Genomic DNA, 25,312 nt, shown 5'->3' on the forward strand with positions numbered 1-25,312 from the left:
AAGGAAGGTCAGACATGCAAAAAGCAAAAATGATTGTTGATAAAGAATATAAAATTGCAGATATTGATGACCGGGTTTATGGCTCTTTCATTGAACATTTAGGTCGTGCCGTTTATGGCGGGATTTACGAACCAAATCATCCAAAAGCGGACGAACAGGGATTTCGTAAAGATGTGTTGGGCTTGGTGGAGCAGCTGAATGTACCGATTGTCCGTTATCCTGGAGGGAATATGGTTTCAGCCTACAACTGGGAAGATGGTGTAGGCCCGAAAGAGGATCGTCCGAGAAGGCTAGAGCTAGCTTGGCGAACCATTGAGACAAACCAGGTTGGAACGAATGAATTTGTCGATTGGGCTAAAAAAGCCGGTTCAGAGGTAATGATGGCGGTTAATCTTGGGACAAGAGGGATAGATGCTGCGAGAAATTTTATTGAATACTGTAATCATCCAAGTGGTTCGTACTGGAGTGATTTACGAAGAAAACATGGGTACGAACAACCTCACAACATTAAAACGTGGTGCCTCGGAAACGAAATGGATGGTCCGTGGCAGGTAGGTCAAAAGACTGCTTATGAATATGGACGGCTGGCAAAGGAGACGGCCAAAGCCATGAGGTTGGTTGACCCTACTATCGAACTGGTTTCGTGCGGTAGCTCCAATTCGACAATGCCAACATTTCCTGAATGGGAAGCGGAGACGCTGGACCACACGTATGAGGAAGTGGATTATATCTCTCTTCACCAATATTTCGGCAATAAAGATCAAGATTCACAAAACTACTTGGCAAATGGGATAGAACTGGACAGGTTTATTTCTACAGTAATATCCATTAGTGATTATATAAAAGCGAAAAAACGGAGTCAGAAAACGATGATGCTCAGTTTTGACGAGTGGAATGTCTGGTACCATTCTACTGACCATGATAAACAGCTGGACTCTTGGACGATCGCCCCTCCTCAACTGGAAGATCATTATAACTTTGAGGATGCTCTTCTAGTAGGAAGTATTCTTATTACATTTTTAAAGCATGCGGACCGAGTGAAGATGGCATGCATGGCTCAACTCGTCAATGTGATTGCTCCGATCATGACTGATAACATGGGAGCGGCGTGGAAGCAAACGATCTATTATCCATATATGCATGCGTCTGTTTTCGGGCGCGGGACATCGTTACAACCCGTTGTATCATCACCGAAATTTGATACGAAAGATTTCACAGATGTTGAGTATTTGGATAGTGCTGTTGTTTATAACGAAGAACATGAGGAAGTGACGATCTTTGCTTTGAACCGTCATATCAGTGAGGCATTGGCAGTGGACATTAATGTAAGCGGATTTGAAGAATATCAAATTGCTGAACATGTCGTGCTTGAGCATGATGATTTAAAAGCCGTTAACACAGCTCAAAACCAGGCTGTGGCACCGCATAGTAACGGGAAATCTTCATTAAAAGGTGGATTCGTTGAGGCTATGTTATCAAAAGCTTCGTGGAATGTCATTCGTCTAAAGCGTGTTAAATAAGGTATAAAAACATCGTCATTGAGAGTGGATTATACAATCTAAGCAAAAATGTTAAAGGGTGCTTAAAGGAGAGAGTCGGGATGGAAAAGACATATGGTTATCGTAATCCAATTATTGAGCAGAGAGCAGACCCTTGGGTTTACAAACATGAAGATGGATATTATTACTTCACTGGATCTGTTCCGGAATATGATCGTATTGAAGTAAGAAGGGCGAAGACGATCGAGGGGCTGCGCGATGCGACACCAAAGACTGTGTGGCGAAAATATAAAAGCGGCCCATTGAGTGCTAATATTTGGGCTCCGGAAATCCACTTTATCGATCGAAAATGGTATATCTATTTTGCAGCGGCAAGAACTACTAAGACGGATAACGGACTATTTGATCACCGTATGTACGCGCTTGAGTGTGATGCTGCGAACCCTGTTGAAGGTTCATGGGTCGAAAAAGGTCAAGTGAAGTCTAAATGGGAAACGTTTTGTCTTGATGCGACATCATTTGAGCATGAAGGTGAGCGGTATTACGTATGGGCACAGAAAGACCCTGATATTGAAGGCAATTCTAACATGTATATCGCAAAAATGGAGAATCCTTGGACATTGACAGATGACCAAGTGATGATTACCACACCGGAATATGATTGGGAACGGATCGGTTTTTATGTTAACGAAGGAGCGGCCATATTAAAACGGAACGGCAAGATTTTCATGACGTTTTCGGCCAGTGCGACCGACCATAATTATTGCATGGGTTTATTATATGCTGATGAGTCCGCTAACCTACTAGATTCAGCTTCTTGGAAAAAAGTAGATAAGCCTGTTTTTCAAACGAGCGAAGCGAATGGGCAGTATGGACCTGGACACAACAGTTTTACGGTTAGTGAAGATGGGAAGAAAGATGTGCTGATCTATCACGGAAGAAATTATAAGGAAATAGAAGGGGACCCATTATATGATCCGAACCGTCACACTCGAGCTCAAGTAATTGAGTGGGATGAGGACGGCTTTCCGATTTTCGGAGAGCCGAAGCCTGATGCTTAATGTCAGGCCCTCTTTTTTACAACTAAACATACGTACAAATAATCGAATTAATGATTTTTATTAATTATACATCCGGATAATGGGACTTGACGACAAACAAGAAAAGGATGAGGTGATTCATGTGGCGCTTGAAAAATTGAAAAAATCGGTATTAGAAGCGAACCAGGCGCTTCCGAGGCACGGATTGGTGACGTTCACTTGGGGAAATGTGAGCGGAATTGCCAGAGATAAAGGGCTTGTAGTGATCAAGCCAAGCGGTGTGGATTACAACGATTTAACGTTAGATGATATGGTCGTCGTAGATTTAGATGGTAACGTCGTTGAAGGGAGATTGAAGCCGTCCTCCGACACACCGACGCATGTGTATTTATACAGAAATTTTTCTACTATTGGTGGAATTGTTCATACACATTCGTCTTGGGCAACGAGTTGGGCGCAGGCTGGGAAGAATCTTGAAGCCCTTGGCACAACCCATGGTGATTATTACTACGGGGCAGTACCGTGCACACGTAAAATGACCGAAGATGAAATTCAAATGGAATACGAAAAAGAGACGGGCAAGGTGATTGTAGAGACCTTCCGTGAACAGAACCTCGATCCAGTTGCCCTGCCTGGCGTTCTGGTTAATGGTCACGCCCCGTTTAATTGGGGGAAGAACCCTAATGACGCGGTTCACAATGCGGTAGTGTTAGAAGAAATTGCAAAAATGGCAGTGGTAACTTATCAAATTGCACCATCAACGCCGAGAATGGATCAAGCGTTACTGGATAAACACTTTCTTAGAAAACATGGGCAGAACGCATATTACGGGCAAAATTAACGATAACATGGAGGTGGAGACAATGGGGAAATATGCAATTGGAATTGATTATGGAACACAATCAGGCCGTGCTGTTCTCGTATCGTTGGTGGATGGGACGGAGATAGCTGAACATGTGACGGAATACACGCACGGCGTGATGGATGAAACACTTCCGAATAAAGATGTGGAACTAGGCTACGAGTGGGCACTGCAGCATCCAAAAGACTATATCGAAGTGATTGAACGGTCTGTTCCCATAGTGTTGGAGCAATCAGGCATCAACTCTGAAGATGTGGTCGCTGTCGGCATTGATTTTACTGCCTGTACGATGCTTCCAATAGATAAAAATGGTGAGCCGCTTTGTTTTAAAGCAACGCATCAAGATGACCCACATAGCTGGGTAAAACTATGGAAACATCATGCAGCGCAGAGACATGCAAATGAGATTAATAGAATTGCTGAAGAGCGAGGAGAAAGTTTTCTTCCACGGTACGGTGGTAAGCTGTCGTCTGAATGGATGCTGGCGAAAGCGTATCAAATACTAGATGAAGCACCACATATTTATGACGAAGCAGATAAGTTTGTGGAAGCGACGGATTGGGTGACTATGCAGTTGACCGGTACACTTTTGCGAAATAGTTGTACAGCAGGATATAAGGCGGCATGGCATAAACAGGCAGGATACCCCTTAAAAGAATTTTTTAAAGCAGTCGATCCAAAACTGGTAGATTTAACAGACACGAAATTGAGTGGTGATGTTGTGCCACTTGGAACGAGCGCAGGCGGTTTGACTGATGAAATGGCCAAAGCGACGGGATTACCTTCAGGACTGCCAGTGGCTGTGGGCAATGTGGATGCCCATGCATCTGTTCCGGCTGTCGGAGTGGTGGACGAAGGAAAATTGGTGATGGCGATGGGGACATCGATCTGTCATATGCTACTCGGCAAGGAAGAAGTGGAAGTAGAAGGAATGTGCGGTGTTGTTGAAGACGGTATTATTCCAGGTTATTACGGATACGAAGCTGGACAGTCAGCTGTCGGTGACATTTTTGGCTGGTATGTCGATCAGGCCGTTCCAAAATACATTCACGATGAATCGGAGCAAGTCGGTAAAAGTGTTCACACCCTACTTGAAGAAAAAGCATCAGAGTTAAAGCCTGGTGAAAGCGGGCTCCTTGCTCTTGACTGGTGGAACGGAAATCGTTCGGTTCTTGTGGATACAGAGTTAAGTGGGGTGATGCTCGGTTATTCATTACTGACGAAACCGGAAGAAGTTTACCGAGCATTACTTGAATCAACAGCGTTCGGTACGAGAGTGATTGTCGATGCGTTCCATAACAACGGCGTACTAGTAGATGAATTGTATGCTTGTGGTGGCTTGCCGCAAAATAATCCGTTGTTAATGCAAATTTACGCGGATGTGACGAACCGAACGATTAAGGTAGCTGACTCTAAGCAGACGCCAGCACTGGGGGCAGCGATGTTCGCAGCTGTTGCAGCAGGGGAAGAAAATGGCGGTTATGACGACATTATTGAAGCAGCGAAGCATATGGGACGAGTCAAGGATGACGTGTATACGCCAATTCCTGAGAACGTGAAAAGTTATGAAAAAATTTATAAAGAATATAAACAACTTCATGATTATTTTGGTCGCGGTGATAACGATGTAATGAAGCGATTGAAGAGTTTGCGGCATGGTTAAAGATCTCGTTTTGAAGACAGTTGTACCTATTGTATAAGCTACGATAAGGGGAGGAATACACGATGAGTAGTAATCATTATGAATTTTGGTTTTTGACTGGGAGTCAGCACTTATATGGAAATGACACATTAGAACAGGTGGAGGGTCAGGCGAAAGAGATTGTTCAAGGACTCAATCAGTCTATTGCATCTTTTAACATTCGCTTGAAACCTGTTCTTACCACATCGGATGGCATACGGGATGTCATCATTGATGCGAACTCTGACAGTTCCTGTGCGGGTGTCATTACATGGATGCATACTTTTTCTCCGGCAAAAATTTGGATTAGAGGCTTGAATCTGTTGCAAAAACCGATGTTGCATCTGCATACTCAATTCAACCGAGATATTCCGTGGAAAGAGATCGACATGGATTTCATGAATTTGAACCAGTCTGCTCACGGTGACCGAGAATTTGGCTTTATGGTATCACGGATGAACATTGACCGAAAAGTAGTGGTCGGTCATTGGCAAAATGAAAATGTCATCATGAGAATCGGCAATTGGATGAAAACGGCCGCAGGTTATGCTGAAAGCCACAACGTAAAAGTGGCCCGTTTCGGTGACAATATGCGTCGAGTAGCAGTGACAGACGGTGATAAAGTGGAAGCGCAGGTGAAGTTCGGCTGGACCGTTGACGGGTTTGGTGTTGGTGATTTAGCCGAGTATATTAATAGTTTCTCAGAAAGTGATGTTGAGAACTTATTTAAAGAATATGAAGACATATATGCCATTGGTCAACATATTAAGGGAGATGTATCGTTGAAACAATCGGTACTTGATCAAGCTAGAATTGAGCTAGGTATCAAGGCATTTCTTGATGATCAGGGGTATAATGCTTTTACAACGACGTTTGAAGATTTACACCGGATGACACAGCTACCTGGACTTGCTGCTCAGCGCTTAATGGAACAAGGGTATGGATTTGCGGGAGAAGGGGATTGGAAAACGGCTGCGTTACTTCGCATGATGAAGGTAATGACAAATAATCAGAAGACGACTTTCATGGAAGATTACACGTATCATTTTGAACCAGGTAATGAAATGGTTCTCGGATCTCATATGCTTGAAATTTGCCCAACTGTGGCGAATCATCAGCCGGCAATTAAGGTTCACCCTCTTGGCATCGGGGGTAAAGCAGACCCTGCGAGAATGGTGTTTGACGGAGTTGGTGGAGAAGCGATCAATGTGAGTCTCATCGACTTGGGACACCGTTTTCGTTTAATTATTAACGAAGTGGAGGCAGTTGTACCGACAGAGGAAACGCCTCATTTACCTGTGGCTAAGCTGCTTTGGAAACCTCAGCCATCTCTAGTTACCGCAACGGAAGCGTGGATTCATGCCGGTGGTGCCCATCATACTGTTCTGTCTTTTGCAGCATCGAAAGAGCAAGTGATAGACTGGGCAGAAATGTCTGGTATTGAATCCGTCGTTATCAATAAAAATACGGACATCTACCAATTCAAAAAAGAGCTATCCTGGAACGAACTTGTATGGAAGTCGTAACAGAAAGTTAACAGTGTATAATGATAGGTCACAAAAACCTCGTAGAATTTAATGTTTTAAATGTGTTAACCAAACAAAACATGGTATGATAATTGTACGTATAAGTTTACAATTGCGAGGTGGAATGGATTATGGAAACAAAATATAATATTGTCAAAAATAAAATAAAATCACGAATCTTACAAGGGTTTATTCAACCACACCAGAAGATCGGATCGGAAAACGAGCTCATGAAGGAATACCAGGTGAGCCGCCATACCATTCGAAAAGCCATTGAAGATCTCGTCTATGATGGATGGATCTATAAAAAACAAGGAGCGGGAACCTTTTGTGCTGACCGTTCACTGCAGAAAAACAACAGGTATAGTAGGACGAAAAATATTGCTGTTATTACGACCTATTTTTCCGATTATATTTTCCCGACGATCATCCGTGGTGCTGAAGGGTATTTAAGTGAGAACGGCTACCAGGTAACGGTATTTAGTACGAACAACAATATCGAGCAGGAAGGCCGCTACCTGGAGTCTGTTTTGTCTCAGCAGTTTGATGGTTTAATCGTTGAGCCGACGAAAAGTGCCTTACCCAATCCTAATATCAATTACTATCTTAATATTGAACGCCTTGGAATCCCTTACGTCATGATCAATGCCTATTATGAGGAGCTGGAGCCGACCCATATTATTATGGATGATGCAAAAGGCGGACGTCTGCAAACGAAGCATTTGATTGATCGAGGGCACGAGCGCATCCTGGGTTTTTTTAAAAATGATGATATTCAAGGTATGAAAAGGATGAAAGGCTTCATTAAGGCTCACCGGGAAAGCGCCTTGCCAATCAGTCCACAAAACATCGTGACTTACACAACGGAAACGAAAGATACATTACCAAAAGAAGTGTTGCGTGAGAAATTAAAGCAAGGAAAGGATTTACCAACAGCGATCGTCTGCTACAACGACCAGCTTGCCCTGATTCTTCTCGATGTGATTCGTGAAATGAACTTGTCTGTCCCTGGCGATATTTCGATTGTTGGATATGATGATTCATTTCTCTCTGTGGCATCAGAAGTCAAGTTAACAACGATTAAACACCCGAAAGTTGATATGGGGGTACAAGCGGGTCGTTTGATTAAACAATTGATTGAGCAAAAACAGAACCCTTCTGCCAAGTTCGACGTGTCTTCGGTTGTTTATGAGCCCGAACTCGTGATCAGAAACTCGACGAATAAAGCTGGGGTCAACAAAGAGGTGAATTAAGTGAAGTCGGTGAAGGAATGGTATGATAACCAAAAGAATACTTGTACTTGTGAAAACAAACACTATCCACTTTCAACTGATACGTTTGTTATTAAGAACGGAGCTTTACATGAGCTTCGTTCTTATTTACATGACAATAATTACCGGAATGTGCTCCTTGTTTTTGATGAACAAACCGAGCGTGCGGCAGGAAAGAGAGTAGAGGCACTACTTGCTGAAAGCGACTTTCGTGTGAAGATCTCACTCGTTCCTGCAGATGAGCAAGGTGATGTGATAGCCGATGAAGTGTCACTCATTCATGCGCAGGTGGATACAGACAAAGAAACGGAGGTACTGATTGCTGTTGGAGCGGGGACGATTCATGACATAACTCGCTTTGTGAGCTATAAAATGGGACTGCCGTTTATTTCAGTACCTACGGCCCCTTCGGTGGACGGTTTTAATTCAATGGGTGCCCCCATTGTACTGCGAAAGAAGAAGATTACCTTTCAAACACATGCCCCTATAGCATTGTTTGCTGAATTGGCCATCCTGTGCGAAGCCCCGCAGTCCATGGTGGCAGCTGGATTTGGTGATATGCTCGGGAAATATACATCTATCGCAGATTGGAAATTCGGCCGGTTAACTGGTGGAGAGCCGTACTGTCAAGCGGCAGCTAATATGACGATGGAAGCATTGAACACGTGTATTGAGTGCATTGATCAGATCGGCAGGCGAGACGAAGAGGGAATCAAACAGCTTATGACAGCCCTTATTCAGTCTGGGCTCGCCATGTCATTGTTCGGCCACTCCCACCCTGCATCAGGTGGCGAGCACCATCTGTCTCACTTTTGGGAAATGAAATTTCTCCAGGAGCAGCGAAAACAATTGTTACACGGTGAAAAAGTAGGAGTTTCCGCAAGTTTAATCGCTGACTTTTATAAAAATGAAGTCGCAGCTGTCCTACGTGAAGATACACAAATGGACCAGGTTGGAGTGACTGAAATTTTAAATGGTATTCCAGAAGGAGACGCTATGCGAGGGTATTTACGAACGGTAGGCGGGAAAACGACATTAGATGAACTTGGGGTCGAAGAGAACCTTTTCAATGATAGTTTAAAAGAAGCGCATCAGATTCGTAATCGAAGAACGATGTTGCGATATATGAATGAAAAATGAGGAACGTTAGTAAACCCACTCTGTCTGGAATGTCGGCAAGGTGGGTTGTTTTATTGGTGCGCAAAGAGAGAGAGGGTAACAACCCGTAAAAGGGTGCTCGCACGTTGTATGAGAGCGCCCTTTCGTATAAAATCCAGACCACTAACTCAATTATTACCATCTGGCATTTTCAGGATGCGGACACACTTGATCCTTGAAGGCCGTTTTATAATAAACGATATATCCCGAGTATTGGCAGGTCGTACCATAAAGGAGGGCCGGACAAGTCATGCACGCATTGAGTCGATCTTGATACAATGTCTCTGAAACGTCACTCTTATCCGGGTTGTGGCCTTTGGGACTGACATTTACATCAAACCCGCAACTTTTACATCGTGTTGAAATGAATAGCCCCCCCTTTAATTTAGCGTAATGACCGATACCGATTTGGGTGGTAACGTCACAGTGAGTTTCGTATCAGAAAGGTCGATGCCTTCCAGGTTTTTTGGAACAACATTTTCCGGTTGGGTAAATGTATTATGAGCATTGTTTTCATCAGCTGTTAACACTCTACCTAAGACGTTGTTCACTTGATTTTTCATCCCTTGTAAGTCCACTGAGACAGGGGCATCATTCTTCGTGTCGAGGTTACATAAGCTGATATTGATCTGGCCGTTTTCCATTTTTGAAGCAGACACACTCACTTTTGGCAGTTCTTCCTCGCCACTTCTCATGGTTGGCACATCAGCAGAAATGGACAATTGTTGTGCATCGTGATGAACTTTAAACATATCAAAAACATGATATGTTGGTGTCAAAATCATGTCTTGGCCATTCGTTAAAATCATTGCCTGTAGAACATTGACAGTCTGGGCTATGTTGGCCATTTGAACACGTTCACAGTGGTTATGGAAAATGTGGAAATGTAGTCCGGCAACGACTGCATCGCGAATTGTATTTTGCTGGTATAGGAATCCCGGGTTGGTCCCCGGTTCTACGTCGAACCACGTTCCCCATTCGTCCACGATGATACCGACCCGTTTTTCAGGATCGTACTTGTCCATAATCGTCGAATGCTTTGTAATTAGTTCATCCATATGTAGCGCTTTTTTCATCGTAATATACCATTCGTTCTCACTCGAATCAGTGGCAGAGCCTTTTCCTTTCCAAAAATGTCCGGGGATCGTATAATAATGAAGGCTTAAACCATCCATAAATCTCGCACTCTCACGCATTAAAACCTCTGTCCACGTGTAATCATCAATATTAGCACCACCGGCAATTTTATAAATACGATTATCCCCATAGTTTCTAACATAGGTCTGATAGCGTCGATATAAATCGGAATAATACTCAGGTCTCATGTTTCCTCCACATCCCCAGTTTTCATTCCCAACACCGAAATACGTTAACGACCATGGCTCTTCTCTGCCGTTTTCTTTGCGCCAATTAGACATCGGTGATTCTCCATCTTGCGTCATGTATTCAACCCATTCTTGCATTTCTAAAACGGTACCACTGCCGACATTTCCGCAAATATAGGGTTCACAACCAAGCATGTCGCAGAGCATCATAAATTCATGGGTTCCAAAGTGATTGTTTTCAACGACGCCACCCCAATGTGTGTTGACCATTTTCTTTCTATTTTCCCGGGGACCAATACCGTCTTTCCAGTGGTATTCATCAGCAAAGCAACCACCAGGCCACCTCAGAACCGGAATGCTTATTTGTTTTAGAGCGTTCACTACATCATTTCGAATGCCGTTTGTATTTGGGATTTCAGAGTCTTCTCCGACCCAGAAACCTTCATAAATACATCTTCCGAGGTGCTCAGAAAAATGGCCGTATATATTTTTATTTATTTTTCCTTTTTCAATATCTGTATTAATAACGATTGGTTTTGACATCGGTGTTCCTCCTCATGATTTTATTAATAGGAAGGTTATGGGCGTGAGGCTCTGTCGCTCACGCCCAAGAATAAATCTTAAATGAGATAATCGAATGTTCCGTGTTGAATCACCTAATTTATTTCAGCAAACGTGTTAGTCACTTGATCTGTTTTCAATTTCTACTTTCGCTTGTTCTAAAGCTTCTCGTGCTGTTTGTGAATTTTGTCTGAGTACGTTGTTGAAAATATTAGTTGTAAGTTCATCAGACACACTAGGAGTGTCTGCGGTTATGTTGACAGGGTTGACTTCATCCCGGATTTCTACGAGGATCTCAAAGATGTCGTCATGGAAGAATTGGAAATACTCGTTATCTTCAGACATAGCTTCTGACTCCCAAACATCCCACATTGGTGGGTCAAAGCCAAGTTCTTTCCAAAGGTCGATGTTTCCTTCTTCGGACAATTTCGTGTAAGCTAAGAATTCCTTGGCCAGTTCTACCTCTTCAGATTGGTTCGTCACGACAGTACCTGTCCCCCCCATACCGGCAGAACGATCGCCACCTTCTTCCCATACTGGAAGAGGACGAATTTGAATTTGTCCTTCTAAGTCAGGCATGTAATCAAGGAAGCGGCTCATATACCACATTGGCATCATCACTGAGGCTGCGCCATGTTCATTCATAAAGCCGTAATACTCTTCCGCATGATGTAAACCACCAGGAGCAATGTCGGCAATCTCCTTGTCGTGAACTAACTCTGCCATGAAATCGAGTGTCTCAACATTAATGTCATTGTCAATAATGATGTCTCCTTTTTCATCGATAAAATCAGATCCTTGCTGGCTGATCATCGACCATAAGACAAAGATATCGTCGGTTTCGAATGTAGTCATTAAAGCATCGGTATTATTAACGACTTGTTCGCCAGCTTCAACGTAATCATCCCATGTGACGATAGCATTGATATCGACATTCGCTTCGTCCATGATGTCTTCGTTATAATACATGACGGTTGCACCAACATGGGTCGGCAATCCATAATAATCTCCATCTTTACTGTAAATTTCGAGTCGAGATTCAACAAACTCGTCGATAACTGGCTCCACATACTCATTCATAGGCTCCAGTTGAGGTTCTCCTTGTAAGTAGTCAGGAAAACGGTTAAGCTCGATATCCACGATATCTGGTGCACCGCTGCCAGATTGTATCGACATGAGTAAATTATTGTGCATTTGATCATACGGATAGACTTCAGCAGTTAAAGTAATCGGCCGATCAGCGTTTTCTTCATTCCATCGTTCAACAGCATTTTCGAAAATACGTACGTGTACTTCAGCGAACGTCCAGAAAGTTAATTCCGTTGAATCTTCTACGTTATCGCCGATGGTAATGGATTCTTCTAAATCTCCACTCGTATCCCCGCCGCCACAAGCACCCAGCAAAGCAGACAGTGCCACTAATGAACCTAACCATTTCTTCATTCAAGAAAATCCTCCTTCTACAAATAGGTATGCATGTTATAGTTGTTATTACTGATAAAAGTGATATTTGTACGTATAACATTCAAGTATTATTATAGAAGTGAGGCATCCTAATAGCAAGTTTATTTTCTGAATAATTCGATATTTAATAAATGTTGTTAGTTATACGTGTGTTAAAAGGAGGTGGGAATATTGGAATGCTATGAATATCAATAGGATACGTATCAATTTTATGATACTGAAACTAGCTGATCTCTTACTAATTAACATGTTAGTTGAGTCGTTGTTCGTGTTGAAAAAAGCGGTGTGCTCCATTGTTTTGAGAGTAAATATCATTTAAATGAATTAATTCATTCGTACTATTTTCGTAAAATACAAAATATTTTTGAAATTTATACGGATGTTTATGTATAATGATGGTGAGGCTTTTTATAGAAACAAAAGGAGGTGCCGAACATTTTTTTGAAAGCCTTTACAAAAAACGAGGGGAGAGAGTGTGTTGACTATCTTTAAGTCTCGGAAAACACTTTTGGGGAGTATATCGTTTTTGTTTGTCACGGCCGTTTTAGTGTTCTCATTTACGTCGTTGTCTTTGGCCAAGCAAGTTGAGAATAATGCCGGAGGGGAAGGAATACCGCCTGAAGGAAAGCTAGACATGCATGGAGACACTGGGGAATTTATACCTAATGAAATCGATGATCCAGTACATGATCCAGCGTTAATTAGGGACAAAAATGTGTATTATGTTTTTTCCACAGGGGTTCTTCGTGATCAAGAGGACCCTGGCGGCATTTATATTCGGAAATCGGAAGGAACACTTGAAGGTCCGTGGGAATCAATTGGTGAAATTCCGACTCCAGATTGGGTTCAGGACTATGGACCAAATCATTTATGGGCACCTCAAGTCGTAAAAAGTGGAAGTAAGTATTACTTATACTATGCAGCTTCGTCATTTGGCACGAACAACTCTGCCATTGGTGTAGCCAGCTCGAATACTCCAGGGGATCCGGATAGTTGGGAAGACCATGGACCTGTAGTCACTTCACAACAAGGGGAGGTAGATTATAATGCGATTGACCCTCATGTCTTTAAGGCGGAAGGCTCCTGGTGGATCGTGTTTGGTTCTCACTTCAGTGGCATAAAATTGCAAGAAATGAAGAACATGACCGAGACAGAAGGTGATGTTTATACGCTGCAAAATAGACCTGATGTTCAGCACAATCCGGTTGAAGCACCAACAATTATGAAAAAGGGAAAATACTATTATCTGTTGACGTCATGGGATCAATGCTGCTCAGGCACAGACAGTACGTATAAAATTGCAGTGGGTCGATCCGAGTCAGTAACCGGACCTTATGTGGACAAGGATGGTGTGCCACTTGAAAATGGTGGAGGAACGGTCATCCTGGAAGCCCAGGACAATCAGATCGGTCCTGGAGGACAAGATGTACTACAAGCTTACGGAAATGACTATTTAATTCATCATTATTATGATGGAGATGCAGACGGCGTAATTCGAATGCAAATCCGCACACTTGACTGGGAGGACAATTGGCCATCAGTAAGTGAATAAGATGTTGTACTGGCCGTTCCATAGGGGGCGGTATGATGTAAAAAGCTTATAAAACCTTGTAACTTCAAGGTCTATAATCCTGTCGTCCATCAAATGTTATGTTTTGGGTAATTGTATTTAGAGGTCTTCATCAAGTTCTAGATTGGTGGAGTCTCTTTTTTTATTTCTTGCAGCATTGATTCTGAAGGACTATCCCTTCTGATCAGAATTGTTCTTTGTTCATCAATAGTATCCTAAACTTAGATATTTTATTAAATAGTTAAGTAACGTTTTGGACAAAACGTAAAAGAGGACACTATCATATTTAACAGTGTGATAAGTGTTGTCGCCTATCACTTTCTTTATAGTTAGAGTTATAGATAATATATTCTGTTAATTCTAAATATTAGAATAAATAAGAGGGATTTACGTTAAATATAAGGTTGATTCATTCTAGAGAAAATAGTAAAAAATTAACACAGATTTTTCCTGATTAGCACTATCAAATGCAGATACAGAAGAAATGGACCTTGTTTTAAAAGTTGGATGATTGAAGCAGGTATTTCAACATTGATGTCATTTTAATGAAATACACACCATAAATCTCTAAAGCATAATGAGACATTCCTTTATTGTTTTTTCAGGGCCATTTGATAATACAAGCTGCAAATCTATGAAATTAATGGGGAGCATTTAACACCTTATCTTTGAAACACAAAAAGTAAACCTGGGGGAATAAAAATGAAAGCAACATTCAAACTTCCTAAAACAGGAAAAGAATGGTTGAGTTTAAGTCTCATTGTTTTTGTTATTATTTTAGGCAGTTGGCCGGTAATACCTTTAATTAATAATGAAATGATTGTTTTTGGAATGCCAATACTTATGACTTGGTCAATTTTAATCATTTTTTTAACAACATTTATATTATGGTTTATTAATAAAATCCAAGGAGTGAAATCATGAGTATTTACATTCCATTTATTATTACTGTTTCTTACATGGTAATTGCCGTGTTACTAGGGTGCTTTGCAGGTAGAGGAAGAAGTATGAAGAGTGCAGAAGAATGGGGTGTAGGAAGTAGAAGCATGGGACCGATCATGGTTTATCTATTGATTGGTTCTGGGGGGGTTAGTGCATATACATTCATGGGTTCACCTGGATGGGCTTTTTCCAAAGGGGTACCTGCTCTATATGTTGTTGTTTATTTAACATATATGGGTATCATTGCTTGGTATTTCGGTCCAAAAGTATGGGAAATAGGAAAAAAATATAATCATGTTACACAGTCAGCGGCAATAACAGATCGATATGAAAGTAAACAGCTTGGTGCCTTAGCATCAATTGTTACATCAATAGGTGTTTTGGCCTATGCAGTACTTCAAACAACCGGGGCTGCATACATCTTAAATGTAATGAGTTATGGTTTAATCCCTACATGGGTTGGTGTTTTTTTAACTCTAGGAGTTATCTCCATTTATTTGTATAGAAGTGGGCTAAGAGCGATTGGAGTTACTAACGCCTTTCAAGGTGGGTTAATGTTCGTTGTCTCTTGGTTTGTGGGTCTTTGGGCTACGCAACAATTTACGGGGGGCTATTCGTTCAGGCCTATTTTTGAACGTGTAAAAACTGATATTCCAGAATTTCTAACACTTCCAGGAGCATTAGGTGATATGAACGTTCAATTTTGGACAACTTCTATTTTGATTTCTGTGTTTTCTATTTGGCAAACTCACTGGATCCAATGGATGGGAGCAAGCTCAAAGAGTTCTATCAGACGAGCGGCTACACTACTACCAACTTTTTATATTGTCCTCATACCAATGATAGTAGTTGGTTTTATAGGGATATTCATGTATCCAAACCTTGCAAATTCAGATACAGTGGCAATCCAAATGGCAGTAGATAATATGCCTGTGATTGTCGCTGGACTTCTTGGAGCGGGTACATTGGCTGCTGCAATGTCTTCTAGTGAACCTTGTATTCATGCAACTGCACTAAGCTACAGCAAAGATGTACTACAGCCATTATTTAATTGGGATAATTCAACTGCCAATAAATGGACTAGGGTAATTATATTTCCCATAATGGGCTTTATTATTGCTCCTATTTCTATTATGGAACCAGCAAGTCTAGTATATATATTATTGATAGGGTATGGATTTATCGGGCAAGCATTCCCTTCAATTGTTGGTATGTTTTTCTGGGCAAGAGCTACGAAGCACGGTGCATTCTGGGGACTATTTGGTGGGTTTGTTGTAACGGTAATCTTTTCATTTTTTTACCCTCACCCATTTGGTATTCACGCTGGTGTCTGGGGATTAGTTGTTAATATGTCTGTTTTTGTAATGGTTTCATTTATGACAAAACCTGCCTCTAAAGAAACTATAGAACGTTTCTTTCCGGACATGGTCGATGAATTGTATGAGGAAGGTCCACCTGAAGCACAGGTAAAGTAGATAGAATAATAGAGGGAGGAGTTATTATATGGAGAAGCAATACTTATTTATTGATGGCGAAATTGTAACTGTAAATAATCATAATGAAGTTGCGGAAGCGGTTGCGGTAAAAGGTAATAAGATTATTTCAGTTGGATCAAACCAAAAAATATTAAACTTAAGAGGTGAAAATAGTGAAGTTATACAATTAAATGGCCAAACATTGATGCCAGGTTTCATTGATTCTCATATTCATATTACGATATTTGGAACAAATGAACTCTCCATTTCGTGTAAAAGTGAACATATTCAATCCATTGATGATTTGCAGAAGGAGTTAAAAGATAGGGCTAATGAAACACCAAAGGGTGAATGGATCCGGGCATGGGGTTATAATGAACAAAAGATGGAAGAGAAACGTTTTCCTACTAAAGAAGAATTGGATGTTATTTCCACAGAACACCCCATAATAATAGTTCGAACTTGCGGACATATATCAGCTGTCAACAGTTACGCGCTTTATTTAGCAAATATTGATAAACATACACCTGAGCTAGAAGGTGGAATATATGATAAGGATGAAAAAGGAGAGCTCACAGGATTAATGATTGAGAATGCACACATGAAAATGTTTAATGTGGCCTCTTTTACAGAAAATGAAATGGAACAAGCACATGGAATTGCTTCTAAACAATTTGCTGCAAAAGGTATTACTTCTATTCATGATGCAACAGGCTATGGTTTAAATAACTTACATGCATTACAATCCGCGACTCAAAATGGCATTATTAAACAACGTGTATATGCCATGATAGGTGCATTAAGTGAAGCGCAAAGTGTTGTGAATCATATGGTTACCTCAGGTATCTATACTGGATTAGGAGACCATAAATTTAAAATAGGTCCAGTGAAATTATTCCTAGATGGGAGCAGTAGTGGGCCAACTATTTGGACCCGCGAACCATACACGAGTGATTCGAATAATTTTGGTGTACATTATTTCAATCAAGAAGAGGTAGAAGAATTATTTATTCCTGCTCATGAAAAAGGCTGGCAAATAACAGCACATGCACAAGGTGATGCTGCTGTTGATATGCTATTAAAATGCATAGAAAAAGCAAATAAGCTTCATCCTCGTTCAGATACTAGACATCGGATTGAACATGCTGGTGTAGCAACTCCTGACTTAATTAAGAGAATGAAGGAACAAAATGTAGTGCCGATACCTAATCCTGCTTTTCTATTTGAGTACGGTGATGGATATGTTAGGAACTATGGGTATCGTGCAGCGCATATGTATCCTTTAGGGGACTATCTAAAAGAGGGAGTCCTGGGAGCAATAGCATCTGATTGTCCGGTTACTGATTTTTCACCGTTACGTGGAATTCACGCATCTTTAACGCGTCAATCTCATACAGGTCAATCTATTGGTGAAAACCAACAAGTCAGTCTACTTGAAGCTATACGAATGTATACAATTAATGGAGCATATGCATCATTTGAAGAAGAGGTAAAAGGCAGTGTTGAAGAAGGGAAGTTAGCAGACCTCATACTATTCGACCGTTCCTTAATAAAGTCCAATACGGATGAGTTATTGGAAGCTGAGATAGAGTGGACAATGATTGATGGAGAAATTGTTTATAACAAGAATAAGGTGGGAGTTTAGTTATGAATGATAAAATCTCTAAAGAGAATACCATTCTCAATCTGTCTGGTTCTTCCTATGATATTGGATTAAAGCACGGAGAAAAAGCAAAAAAACAAGTGCATAACAGTTTACAAACGTATGAAAGAATGTTCAAAGAGTTTGCCGGAACCTCTTGGAATCAGGCAAGGGAAAAGGCTTTGTTACATGTTAAAGAAATAGAAAAATATAATCCGAATTATATAGACGAAATGGATGGACTAGCAAATGGGGCAGGTGTGACTTTTGAAGACATTTTAACACTTAATGCAAGAAGTGAAATTGTGTTAATCAATACAACAGACGGTTGCACTTCTTTTGCTTTGATAAATCCCCGAAAAATGGATACATGGCTAGCTCAAAATTGGGATTGGAAAGGGAATCAGGTAGATTCTTTAATTCATCTTCATATCAAACAAAATGATTTACCATCTATACAAATGATTACTGAAGCAGGCATTATAGGAAAGATAGGATGCAATGATAAAGGTGTTGGAGTTTGTCTTAATGCATTAGTAACAGACACATGGCAACCAAAAGTACCGATTCATTTAGGCTTGAGAGCGGTATTAGAATCGAATTCAATGGAAGAGGCCATTTCTAGAGTTAAAGGAAATCAAATGGCATCATCCGCTCATTTTTTAATCGCATCCAAATCAGAAGAAATTTTAAGCATTGAAGTTTCACCTGTCCATACAGCAAAAAGAAAAACTAATAATGGTTTATTGACACACACGAACCATATTTGTGATGAGGAAATGAAAAGGAAAGTTGAGGAGGAGGCCCTTCCGGATTCATTTGAACGTTTCGCTAAAGTGACTAATCTACTGGAAAAACTAAATGACAAAGAAGTTAAGAAAGAAAATTTATTTCGTGTACTTTGTAATCATGATAGTTACCCAAACTCTATTTGTCGTCATAATTCTTCAGTTCAAATAGGGCGTGAAAAGATGGAGACGGTGTTCAGTATTGTAATGAATTTGTCGGATAATGAACTAACATGGATACGCGGTAAACCTTGTGAGCATTATTAGCGGGCTTTAAGTTGAATTACTACATCGCATGATGTTCTTCACACAAGGTATAAAGTTGAGAAACGGTAAAGACGCTGCCTTCACGGGTGATTTATTTAGGTCGCCAAAAAATACTTTTTCTTATAATAGCTGATAGCAGGGTCGACAAAACGAACGATATTGCGTGAGGTAAACATATTCCCATCGCGAAGAACTCCTTTTAAAAAATTGCCGATTAATCGTTAAATAAGAAAAGAGTGTGATAATGGGCATAAAAATATACAACAAGTAGTGAAATTGGAAGAGTATAAATCAAGCACAAAATAATTATCGAATTTTGACCTGTTACACACGATCAACCAGCACTTCGTTCGCTTTCTGCAATTGTTTCATCGTCTCTTTACCAAATCTGTTTCAACTGCACAACAAAACCAGGGAGAAGGTGAGGAGCTCCGCCTTCTGGCTTTGTGGATTTAACTATTCGGTCAACTTGAATATGAACCGTTCACCCGGTTGGGTGCAGTAAATTAATGGGAGGTCCTCTTTTACTACTTGACCGATTGTATTTACAGCTGGATCACCCGGTTGAATGTTCATTTTTCCTTTTTGAGCATAAGACCTCGATGTTTCTGAACGAATGCCATCTCTTGCAGGTCTAGTCTTTGGCGTTGGTCTTGACTTAAAATGATTTGTTCATTTTCCCTCATTGGTGAAAAGGTCGCTCTCTGCGTCACAACACCGTTATCTTAATATTGACTAAATATCTCTCTGCTTTCTTGAGAAATTTCTGGGTAACTTATAAAAACATGTTCGATGTCACACGAATTCGTCATTTATAATAAGCCATCTTAATCTGTTACCATTTCTTGATTCTTTTTTAAAACCGTACTTATTGATGGTTGTTTGCCACGCTTTCTCCCTCTTTACATGATACCCCCGGCTGAATTGTCGATAGTACTACTGCTAGTACCTCTGTTACTATTTATGCTGTATCTCTTATTTTCTGAGGCGGTTCCCCCACAAGGGTTGTTTCATCGGTGCATGGTATCGTTTATAGCTTCCTGATAACTCGATATATACTAGTTTATCAACTTGATATTTTTTTCTGGTGTCTATGAGAAATGCGCACTTTCGATATACCAAATTTGGTCCTTCTCATTTAATTTAGGAAATTCTATTCACCTTGAAATTTTCAGATAAGTAAGTATAATTATTATTAATCCGATTAAACTTATATGGATTGTAAAATTTTATACTGAGAGGTTGGATATATAATGAAATCTTCAATTCTTACTTGTTGTGCTTTAATACTGGCGGGTGTTCTTGCCGGGTGTGGAAACAATGTGGAGACTTCGGGTGATGAAGAAGTAGAAGGAAATGACCCATCTCATACTTTGGATTTGGCTACTGTGGTTACCGCTCCTCATCCTTGGATTGACATGGCTGAATTTTTTGCGGAAGAAGTAGAGAAAAGAACGGATGGTGATGTCAAAGTAAGAATTCATCATACTGGTACCTTAGGAGATGATGAGGGGACAATCGATGAAATGAGATTAGGCACAGTTGATTTTGTTATTGGTGGAACTCAGAATGCAGCACCATTTTTGAGGGAATATCAAGTATTTAGTTTAAGCTATCTTTTTGAAGACATGGATCACTTTAAAGATATGATTGCCCATGATAGTGAATTAACAGAAGCGTTTAAACACCTTCATGAAGAACGTGATCTTGGTTTTCAACTGTTAGCTTTTGCAGGTGGTGGAACTAGAAACGTGGCTAATAACATTGGTCCAATTGAAGAACCTGAAGATATGGAAGGGTTGCAGATGAGACTACCTGATTCTCCGCTTGAAAGTAAAATCTGGTCTGAATTAGGGGCAGTCCCAACCAGTTTACCTTGGAATGAAATTTACTCAGCTGTTCAAACTGGGGTTGTTGATGGCTTTGAAAGTACATTGAGTGGTTATAAAGGAAGCAACTTAAATGAGGTTACTGATTACTTAAGTGTTACTGAACATCAGTTTATGGTATCGCATTTTTCGATGAGCTCAATAACTTACGAACAACTTTCAGAAGAATATATTGAGATTATTGAAGAAGTAGCGATTGAAAGTGGGTACCTTGGTACAGAAAAAGGTATCGAATATGATAAAGAAATTTTGGAAGAACTGGAGGGTGTCGGAGTTAAGTTGAATGAAGTGGACAAAGATGCTTTCATTAATATTTTACAGCCACTTCATGAAGAATTAGCTCAAGACATTGATTCTGTTGAATTCCTAGAAATTATTCAAGGTTTAACCCAATAAGAGATGCTTAAAGGAGAAGTCATAGAATGAGAGTGTTAAAGACTATAAATGATTGGGTTGAAAGGGGACTGATTACCATATCAGTCCTGTTATTTATCACTTACATTAGTTTAATATTATTGCAAGTAGTCTCTCGAAACTATTTAAATTTACCTGTGCTTTGGGCACAGGAAGTAGCCCTCTTTTGTTTTTTGTGGACGATATTCCTAGGAGCTGCTATTGGGCTTAGAAAACGCAAGCATTACTTGGTTGAAGTTTTTCCTAAGAAGATGAAGAAAACCAATGGTTTTCTCTCTTTATTTGCCCACATTTCAATTACCCTTTTAATTTATGTCCTCATTGTCGGTGGATATGACTTCGCTCAAATGGGTCTTACCCGATTGTCAAATGCTCTGGAAATACCTCAAGCGTATTTGTTTGCTAGTATACCGGCTGCAGGAGTGGTTATGCTTTTGTTTATTTTTGAATTGATTCTACAAGATATTAGAGCTCTTATAAGTAAGGGGGGCGAGTAAAAAAGGATGGATCCATTATTAATATTGCTATTAAGCTTTTTCGGTTTAATTATACTCAGAGTGCCGATTGCATTTGCTCTTGGTTTATCTTCAATGTTAACAATATTTAACCTTGGTCTGCCTTTTACAAGTATAGTAAATCAAATGTATTCAAGTGTGAATTCCTTCCCTCTTTTGGCAGTGCCTTTGTTTCTCTTATTAGGACGAATAATGAACGATGGTGGTATTACAGATCGTCTTGTTACCTTATCGAGTTCATTTGTTGGTCACATTCGAGGAGGCTTAGGGCATATAAATGTGACTGTAAGTATGATGTTTGCTGGGTTATCTGGGTCAGCGGCAGCAGATACAGCAGGAGTAGGGGCAATGATGATCCCCGCTATGAAACGAGCTAAATTTGATCCAGCATTTGCGGTCGCTATTACAGCAGTGTCCTCAACGCTTGGTGTGATAATACCACCTAGTATTTTAATGGTCATTTATGGTGCAATCGCCCAAGTGAGTATAGGGGCTTTGTTTCTTGCAGGGATAGTTCCTGGAATATTAATTGCTGTGATGCAAATGGTTTATACATACATTCTAGCAGTGAAGCGAGGCTACCGACCTTCACCAAAGACTAGTTATGTAAAAAAGGGGAGAGACCTTGGTAAAGCGTTACCAGTACTCTTTCTCCCGATCATTATTATTGTGGGAATTACCAGCGGCTTATTTACAGCGACAGAGGCAGCCGCAGTAGCCGTTGCGTATGGCTTTATATTAATGATGATCTATCGTTCAATGAGTTTTAAAAAACTTCCAGGCATCTTTGCGGATTCCATTATTAATTATTCGTTGCCTATGATGGCAGTTGCAAGTGCAGGAATCATGGGTTGGTTAATTGCTTTGCTAGGTGCTCCTGAAATGGTTTCTGGATTTATTACAGGAATTACTACAAATCCATTAGCTGTGTATGTTTTAATTGTTTTTTTCTTATTAATTGTTGGGACTTTTCTCAGTCCGGTGACGAGCGTTATTATTTTTATGCCCATTATTCAGGAGTTAGGGCACATCGCTGGGGCACACCCTCTTCATCTCGGGATTATTGTTATTTTAACTCTATCATTAGGGATGGTAACACCTCCTTATGGTATATGCTTATTGATTGCCACTCAAATAGGGGAAGTGAGCACCCCAAAAGCATTTATGGCTATCTTGCCTCTTATCGGATTATCATTAGGAATTATCCTGGTTGGTTTGTTAATACCTGATCTGTTTTTGTTTTTACCTAAGCTGTTAATGCCTAATGTTTTTTTATAAAAAATTGTTTATGAATACAGGAGGATGAACATGGTTCGTGCCGAAATTACAACTCCAGAAGATAGGATGAAAATACTAGAAGAAACAATTAAATCATTTTCTGAAAGAGCCGGGAGTCATGATAAGTATAGAACGTTCCCATTTGAAAATTACAAAGAACTAAAAAGAATTGGTTACCCCTCGTGGACGATACCTAAACAGGATGGCGGGGCGGGGATTTCATTGACTGAAATGCTTGAACTTCAGGAAGCCTTAGCTAAATCAGATGGCCCTACTGCACTCTCTATAGGCTGGCATATGGGGATAACCAAACATCTTGGAGAGAATAAAACATGGAATGAAAAAACGTATCAAGCTTTTGTAAAAACAGTTATTGAGGATGGGGCATTATTGAATAATGCTGCTTCAGAGCCTGCTACAGGAAGTCCCACAAGAGGCGGTAGGCCAGTAACGGAAGCAAGGGGAAAAGAAGGTATTTGGGTAATCAACGGAAGAAAAAACTTTACTACTATGGCGCCGGTTCTTACTTACTTTGTCGTAAGTGCATCTATTGCTGGGACTGATAAAATCGGTAACTTCATAATAAAAAGAGAAAACAAAGGCGTGAAAATTGAAGAAACTTGGGATTCAGTAGCAATGAAAGCAACGGGCAGTCATGACCTCTTGCTAGAAGACGTTATTGTCGATAAAGAAGCGCTTGTAGAGTATATTATACCTGGAACAAAGCCCGCTGCTGGTTGGTTGTTGCATATTCCTGCTTGCTATATAGGGATTGCAAGAGCAGCACAAGAGTATGCGATAGAATTTGCGTTAAATTATTCACCGAATAGTATTGACGGGACAATTGCTGAACTTCCAACTGTGAAACAAAAAATTGGGCAAATGGAATTACTAGTTCAGGAAAGTCGTCATTTCCTTTATTCGGTTGCAAAAAAGTGGGATAAAAGTGACAACGAAACTCGACAGGGAATGAAACCAGAGCTTGGAGCTGCGAAGTTATCCGTTGTCAATCGTGCAATTGATATTGTCGATATAGCTATGCGGATCGTAGGAGCTAGAAGTTTGTCTGAAGAGAATCCTCTTCAAAGATTTTATAGAGATGTCAGAGCAGGACTTCATAACCCTCCCATGGATGATATGACGATTAATCAACTTGCCTCAAGAGCTATTAAACGCCAGTCTTACTAAACTAGGTGACAATAAAGGAGGCTGTTTCACTGCCCTTAATTATCATGTCACCGTTAAATAACGAGTTATACCTATTAATAAGGGTATGAGGATATCTAAATGAATGTATCTCAATCCATATGAAAGGTGTGACAATTTGCGTACTATGGGTGCAATGATAACCACCAGGTCTCATTGAATCTGAATCTATAGAGGTTTGACTGAAAGGTAAAAAAGTGAATAAAGAAAGAGGCTTTCCATAAGTTGACCATGCTTGATGGAAGCCTCTTATTTTAATGTAATTAAAAACTACAGAATGGTTTTAGCAACTTTAAAACGAAGTAGGGCTAAGAGTGCTGGTCTCAGTGATTCATTTTCCAGAGCTACAAATAGCTGTTAAGTAGAACAAAGAAGAAATATAACGTGAGATATAGAGACCAAGTGCCTGTCAAAGAATCCGAGTTTTTCACTCATTTCTATTCCCACCTTACTTTTTTATTTAAGGACAAGCAATGCTTCCTGCAACCCAGATAGCTCCAGTCGCAGTTACAATAGGTGCGGTTATAAACCATGCCACTCCTAAAATTTCTGCTGCAACTGACAAACTCGCACCATGCCATAATCCAAGTATACTGAGGGTAGTAGAACAAGTACTCGTTACACCTGATCCTGGTTCATTTCCAACCTCTTCTATATGTCTGTTAACTTTGTTAATATCACTTACTATATCATCAACTGTCAATGAACCTATATCAGTTGATGAATCTATATTTTCTAGTCCAGTTGCTAAAGCTGTTTGATTCTTCACATCAAATTTAGTCTCTTCAGCATCAAATTTGATGTGATTTCCTAATAGTGTTACTAATTCATATTCTCCATCTGTCAATTCCATTCCAAGTTGTTCCTCTAATTCTTCTTTTCCTATTTCCTGTGCGCCTACTACTGATGTTCCCGTTGATTATATAAGTTGTTTATGTT

19 protein-coding genes are annotated in these 25,312 nt (G+C 40.3%); 16 read left to right on the forward strand and 3 right to left on the reverse strand.

Features of this window, described 5'->3' with window-relative positions; genetic code table 11:
- Positions 1-14 precede the first annotated feature (14 nt).
- The 7 genes from arfA (at position 15) to CDZ94_RS15785 (ending at position 9,019) form a co-directional block, all read left to right on the forward strand.
- The gene (gene arfA, locus CDZ94_RS15755; RefSeq protein ID WP_096438633.1) at positions 15-1,520 is read left to right on the forward strand and encodes an arabinosylfuranosidase ArfA; all 1,506 of its coding nucleotides are present in this window, start codon (positions 15-17) and stop codon (positions 1,518-1,520) included.
- Between the two features lie 80 nt (positions 1,521-1,600).
- Positions 1,601-2,560, forward strand: a complete 960-nt coding sequence (locus CDZ94_RS15760) for a glycoside hydrolase family 43 protein (protein WP_096438635.1) — start codon at positions 1,601-1,603, stop codon at positions 2,558-2,560.
- 79 nt (positions 2,561-2,639) lie between these two features.
- Entirely contained in the window at positions 2,640-3,380 is a 741-nt protein-coding gene (gene araD / locus CDZ94_RS15765) for an L-ribulose-5-phosphate 4-epimerase (protein ID WP_096438637.1), read from the forward strand.
- A gap of 22 nt (positions 3,381-3,402) precedes the next feature.
- On the forward strand, positions 3,403-5,064 hold the full coding sequence (locus CDZ94_RS15770; protein ID WP_096438639.1) for a ribulokinase: 1,662 nt from the start codon (positions 3,403-3,405) through the stop codon (positions 5,062-5,064).
- A 62-nt stretch (positions 5,065-5,126) separates the two neighbouring features.
- Complete coding sequence (gene araA, locus CDZ94_RS15775; RefSeq protein ID WP_096438641.1) at positions 5,127-6,608, forward strand: L-arabinose isomerase; 1,482 nt, start codon at positions 5,127-5,129, stop codon at positions 6,606-6,608.
- 131 nt (positions 6,609-6,739) lie between these two features.
- Positions 6,740-7,861: a GntR family transcriptional regulator gene (locus tag CDZ94_RS15780; protein WP_096438643.1), complete on the forward strand. Its 1,122-nt coding sequence runs from the start codon at positions 6,740-6,742 to the stop codon at positions 7,859-7,861.
- The gene (locus CDZ94_RS15785; protein WP_096438645.1) at positions 7,862-9,019 is read left to right on the forward strand and encodes a sn-glycerol-1-phosphate dehydrogenase; all 1,158 of its coding nucleotides are present in this window, start codon (positions 7,862-7,864) and stop codon (positions 9,017-9,019) included.
- Positions 9,020-9,417: 398 nt separating this feature from the next.
- Here CDZ94_RS15785 and CDZ94_RS15790 read toward each other — a convergent pair whose 3' ends face one another.
- Complete coding sequence (locus CDZ94_RS15790) at positions 9,418-10,905, reverse strand: alpha-N-arabinofuranosidase (RefSeq protein ID WP_096438647.1); 1,488 nt, start codon at positions 10,903-10,905, stop codon at positions 9,418-9,420.
- A gap of 135 nt (positions 10,906-11,040) precedes the next feature.
- Positions 11,041-12,366, reverse strand: coding sequence for an ABC transporter substrate-binding protein (locus tag CDZ94_RS15795; protein ID WP_096438649.1), 1,326 nt, complete (start codon positions 12,364-12,366; stop codon positions 11,041-11,043).
- A gap of 499 nt (positions 12,367-12,865) precedes the next feature.
- On the opposite strand from CDZ94_RS15795, the gene CDZ94_RS15800 reads away from it, so the two are divergent.
- From CDZ94_RS15800 to CDZ94_RS15840, 9 genes are all read left to right on the forward strand, one after another.
- Positions 12,866-13,939, forward strand: coding sequence for an arabinan endo-1,5-alpha-L-arabinosidase (locus tag CDZ94_RS15800; RefSeq protein ID WP_232735654.1), 1,074 nt, complete (start codon positions 12,866-12,868; stop codon positions 13,937-13,939).
- Between the two features lie 720 nt (positions 13,940-14,659).
- A complete protein-coding gene (locus CDZ94_RS15805; RefSeq protein WP_096438651.1) occupies positions 14,660-14,881 on the forward strand; it encodes a hypothetical protein in 222 nt (73 codons plus the stop codon).
- A complete protein-coding gene (locus CDZ94_RS15810; RefSeq protein ID WP_096438653.1) occupies positions 14,878-16,374 on the forward strand; it encodes a sodium:solute symporter family protein in 1,497 nt (498 codons plus the stop codon). The genes CDZ94_RS15805 and CDZ94_RS15810 overlap by 4 nt, the downstream gene beginning before the upstream one ends.
- 28 nt (positions 16,375-16,402) lie before the next feature.
- On the forward strand, positions 16,403-18,019 hold the full coding sequence (locus CDZ94_RS15815) for an amidohydrolase (protein WP_096438655.1): 1,617 nt from the start codon (positions 16,403-16,405) through the stop codon (positions 18,017-18,019).
- A 2-nt stretch (positions 18,020-18,021) separates the two neighbouring features.
- Complete coding sequence (locus CDZ94_RS15820) at positions 18,022-19,071, forward strand: C45 family autoproteolytic acyltransferase/hydrolase (protein WP_245415747.1); 1,050 nt, start codon at positions 18,022-18,024, stop codon at positions 19,069-19,071.
- Between the two features lie 1,253 nt (positions 19,072-20,324).
- On the forward strand, positions 20,325-21,356 hold the full coding sequence (locus CDZ94_RS15825) for a TRAP transporter substrate-binding protein (protein ID WP_096438657.1): 1,032 nt from the start codon (positions 20,325-20,327) through the stop codon (positions 21,354-21,356).
- A gap of 26 nt (positions 21,357-21,382) precedes the next feature.
- Complete coding sequence (locus CDZ94_RS15830) at positions 21,383-21,871, forward strand: TRAP transporter small permease (RefSeq protein WP_096438659.1); 489 nt, start codon at positions 21,383-21,385, stop codon at positions 21,869-21,871.
- A 6-nt stretch (positions 21,872-21,877) separates the two neighbouring features.
- Positions 21,878-23,167, forward strand: coding sequence for a TRAP transporter large permease (locus tag CDZ94_RS15835; protein ID WP_096438661.1), 1,290 nt, complete (start codon positions 21,878-21,880; stop codon positions 23,165-23,167).
- Positions 23,168-23,197: 30 nt separating this feature from the next.
- On the forward strand, positions 23,198-24,355 hold the full coding sequence (locus CDZ94_RS15840) for an acyl-CoA dehydrogenase family protein (protein WP_425352544.1): 1,158 nt from the start codon (positions 23,198-23,200) through the stop codon (positions 24,353-24,355).
- A gap of 478 nt (positions 24,356-24,833) precedes the next feature.
- On the opposite strand, the gene CDZ94_RS15845 is transcribed toward CDZ94_RS15840, so the two are convergent.
- Positions 24,834-25,226, reverse strand: a complete 393-nt coding sequence (locus CDZ94_RS15845; protein WP_096438665.1) for a hypothetical protein — start codon at positions 25,224-25,226, stop codon at positions 24,834-24,836.
- Between the last annotated feature and the right edge of the window lie 86 nt (positions 25,227-25,312).

Source organism: Alteribacter populi, from assembly GCF_002352765.1.
Lineage (GTDB): Bacteria > Bacillota > Bacilli > Bacillales > Salisediminibacteriaceae > Alteribacter > Alteribacter populi.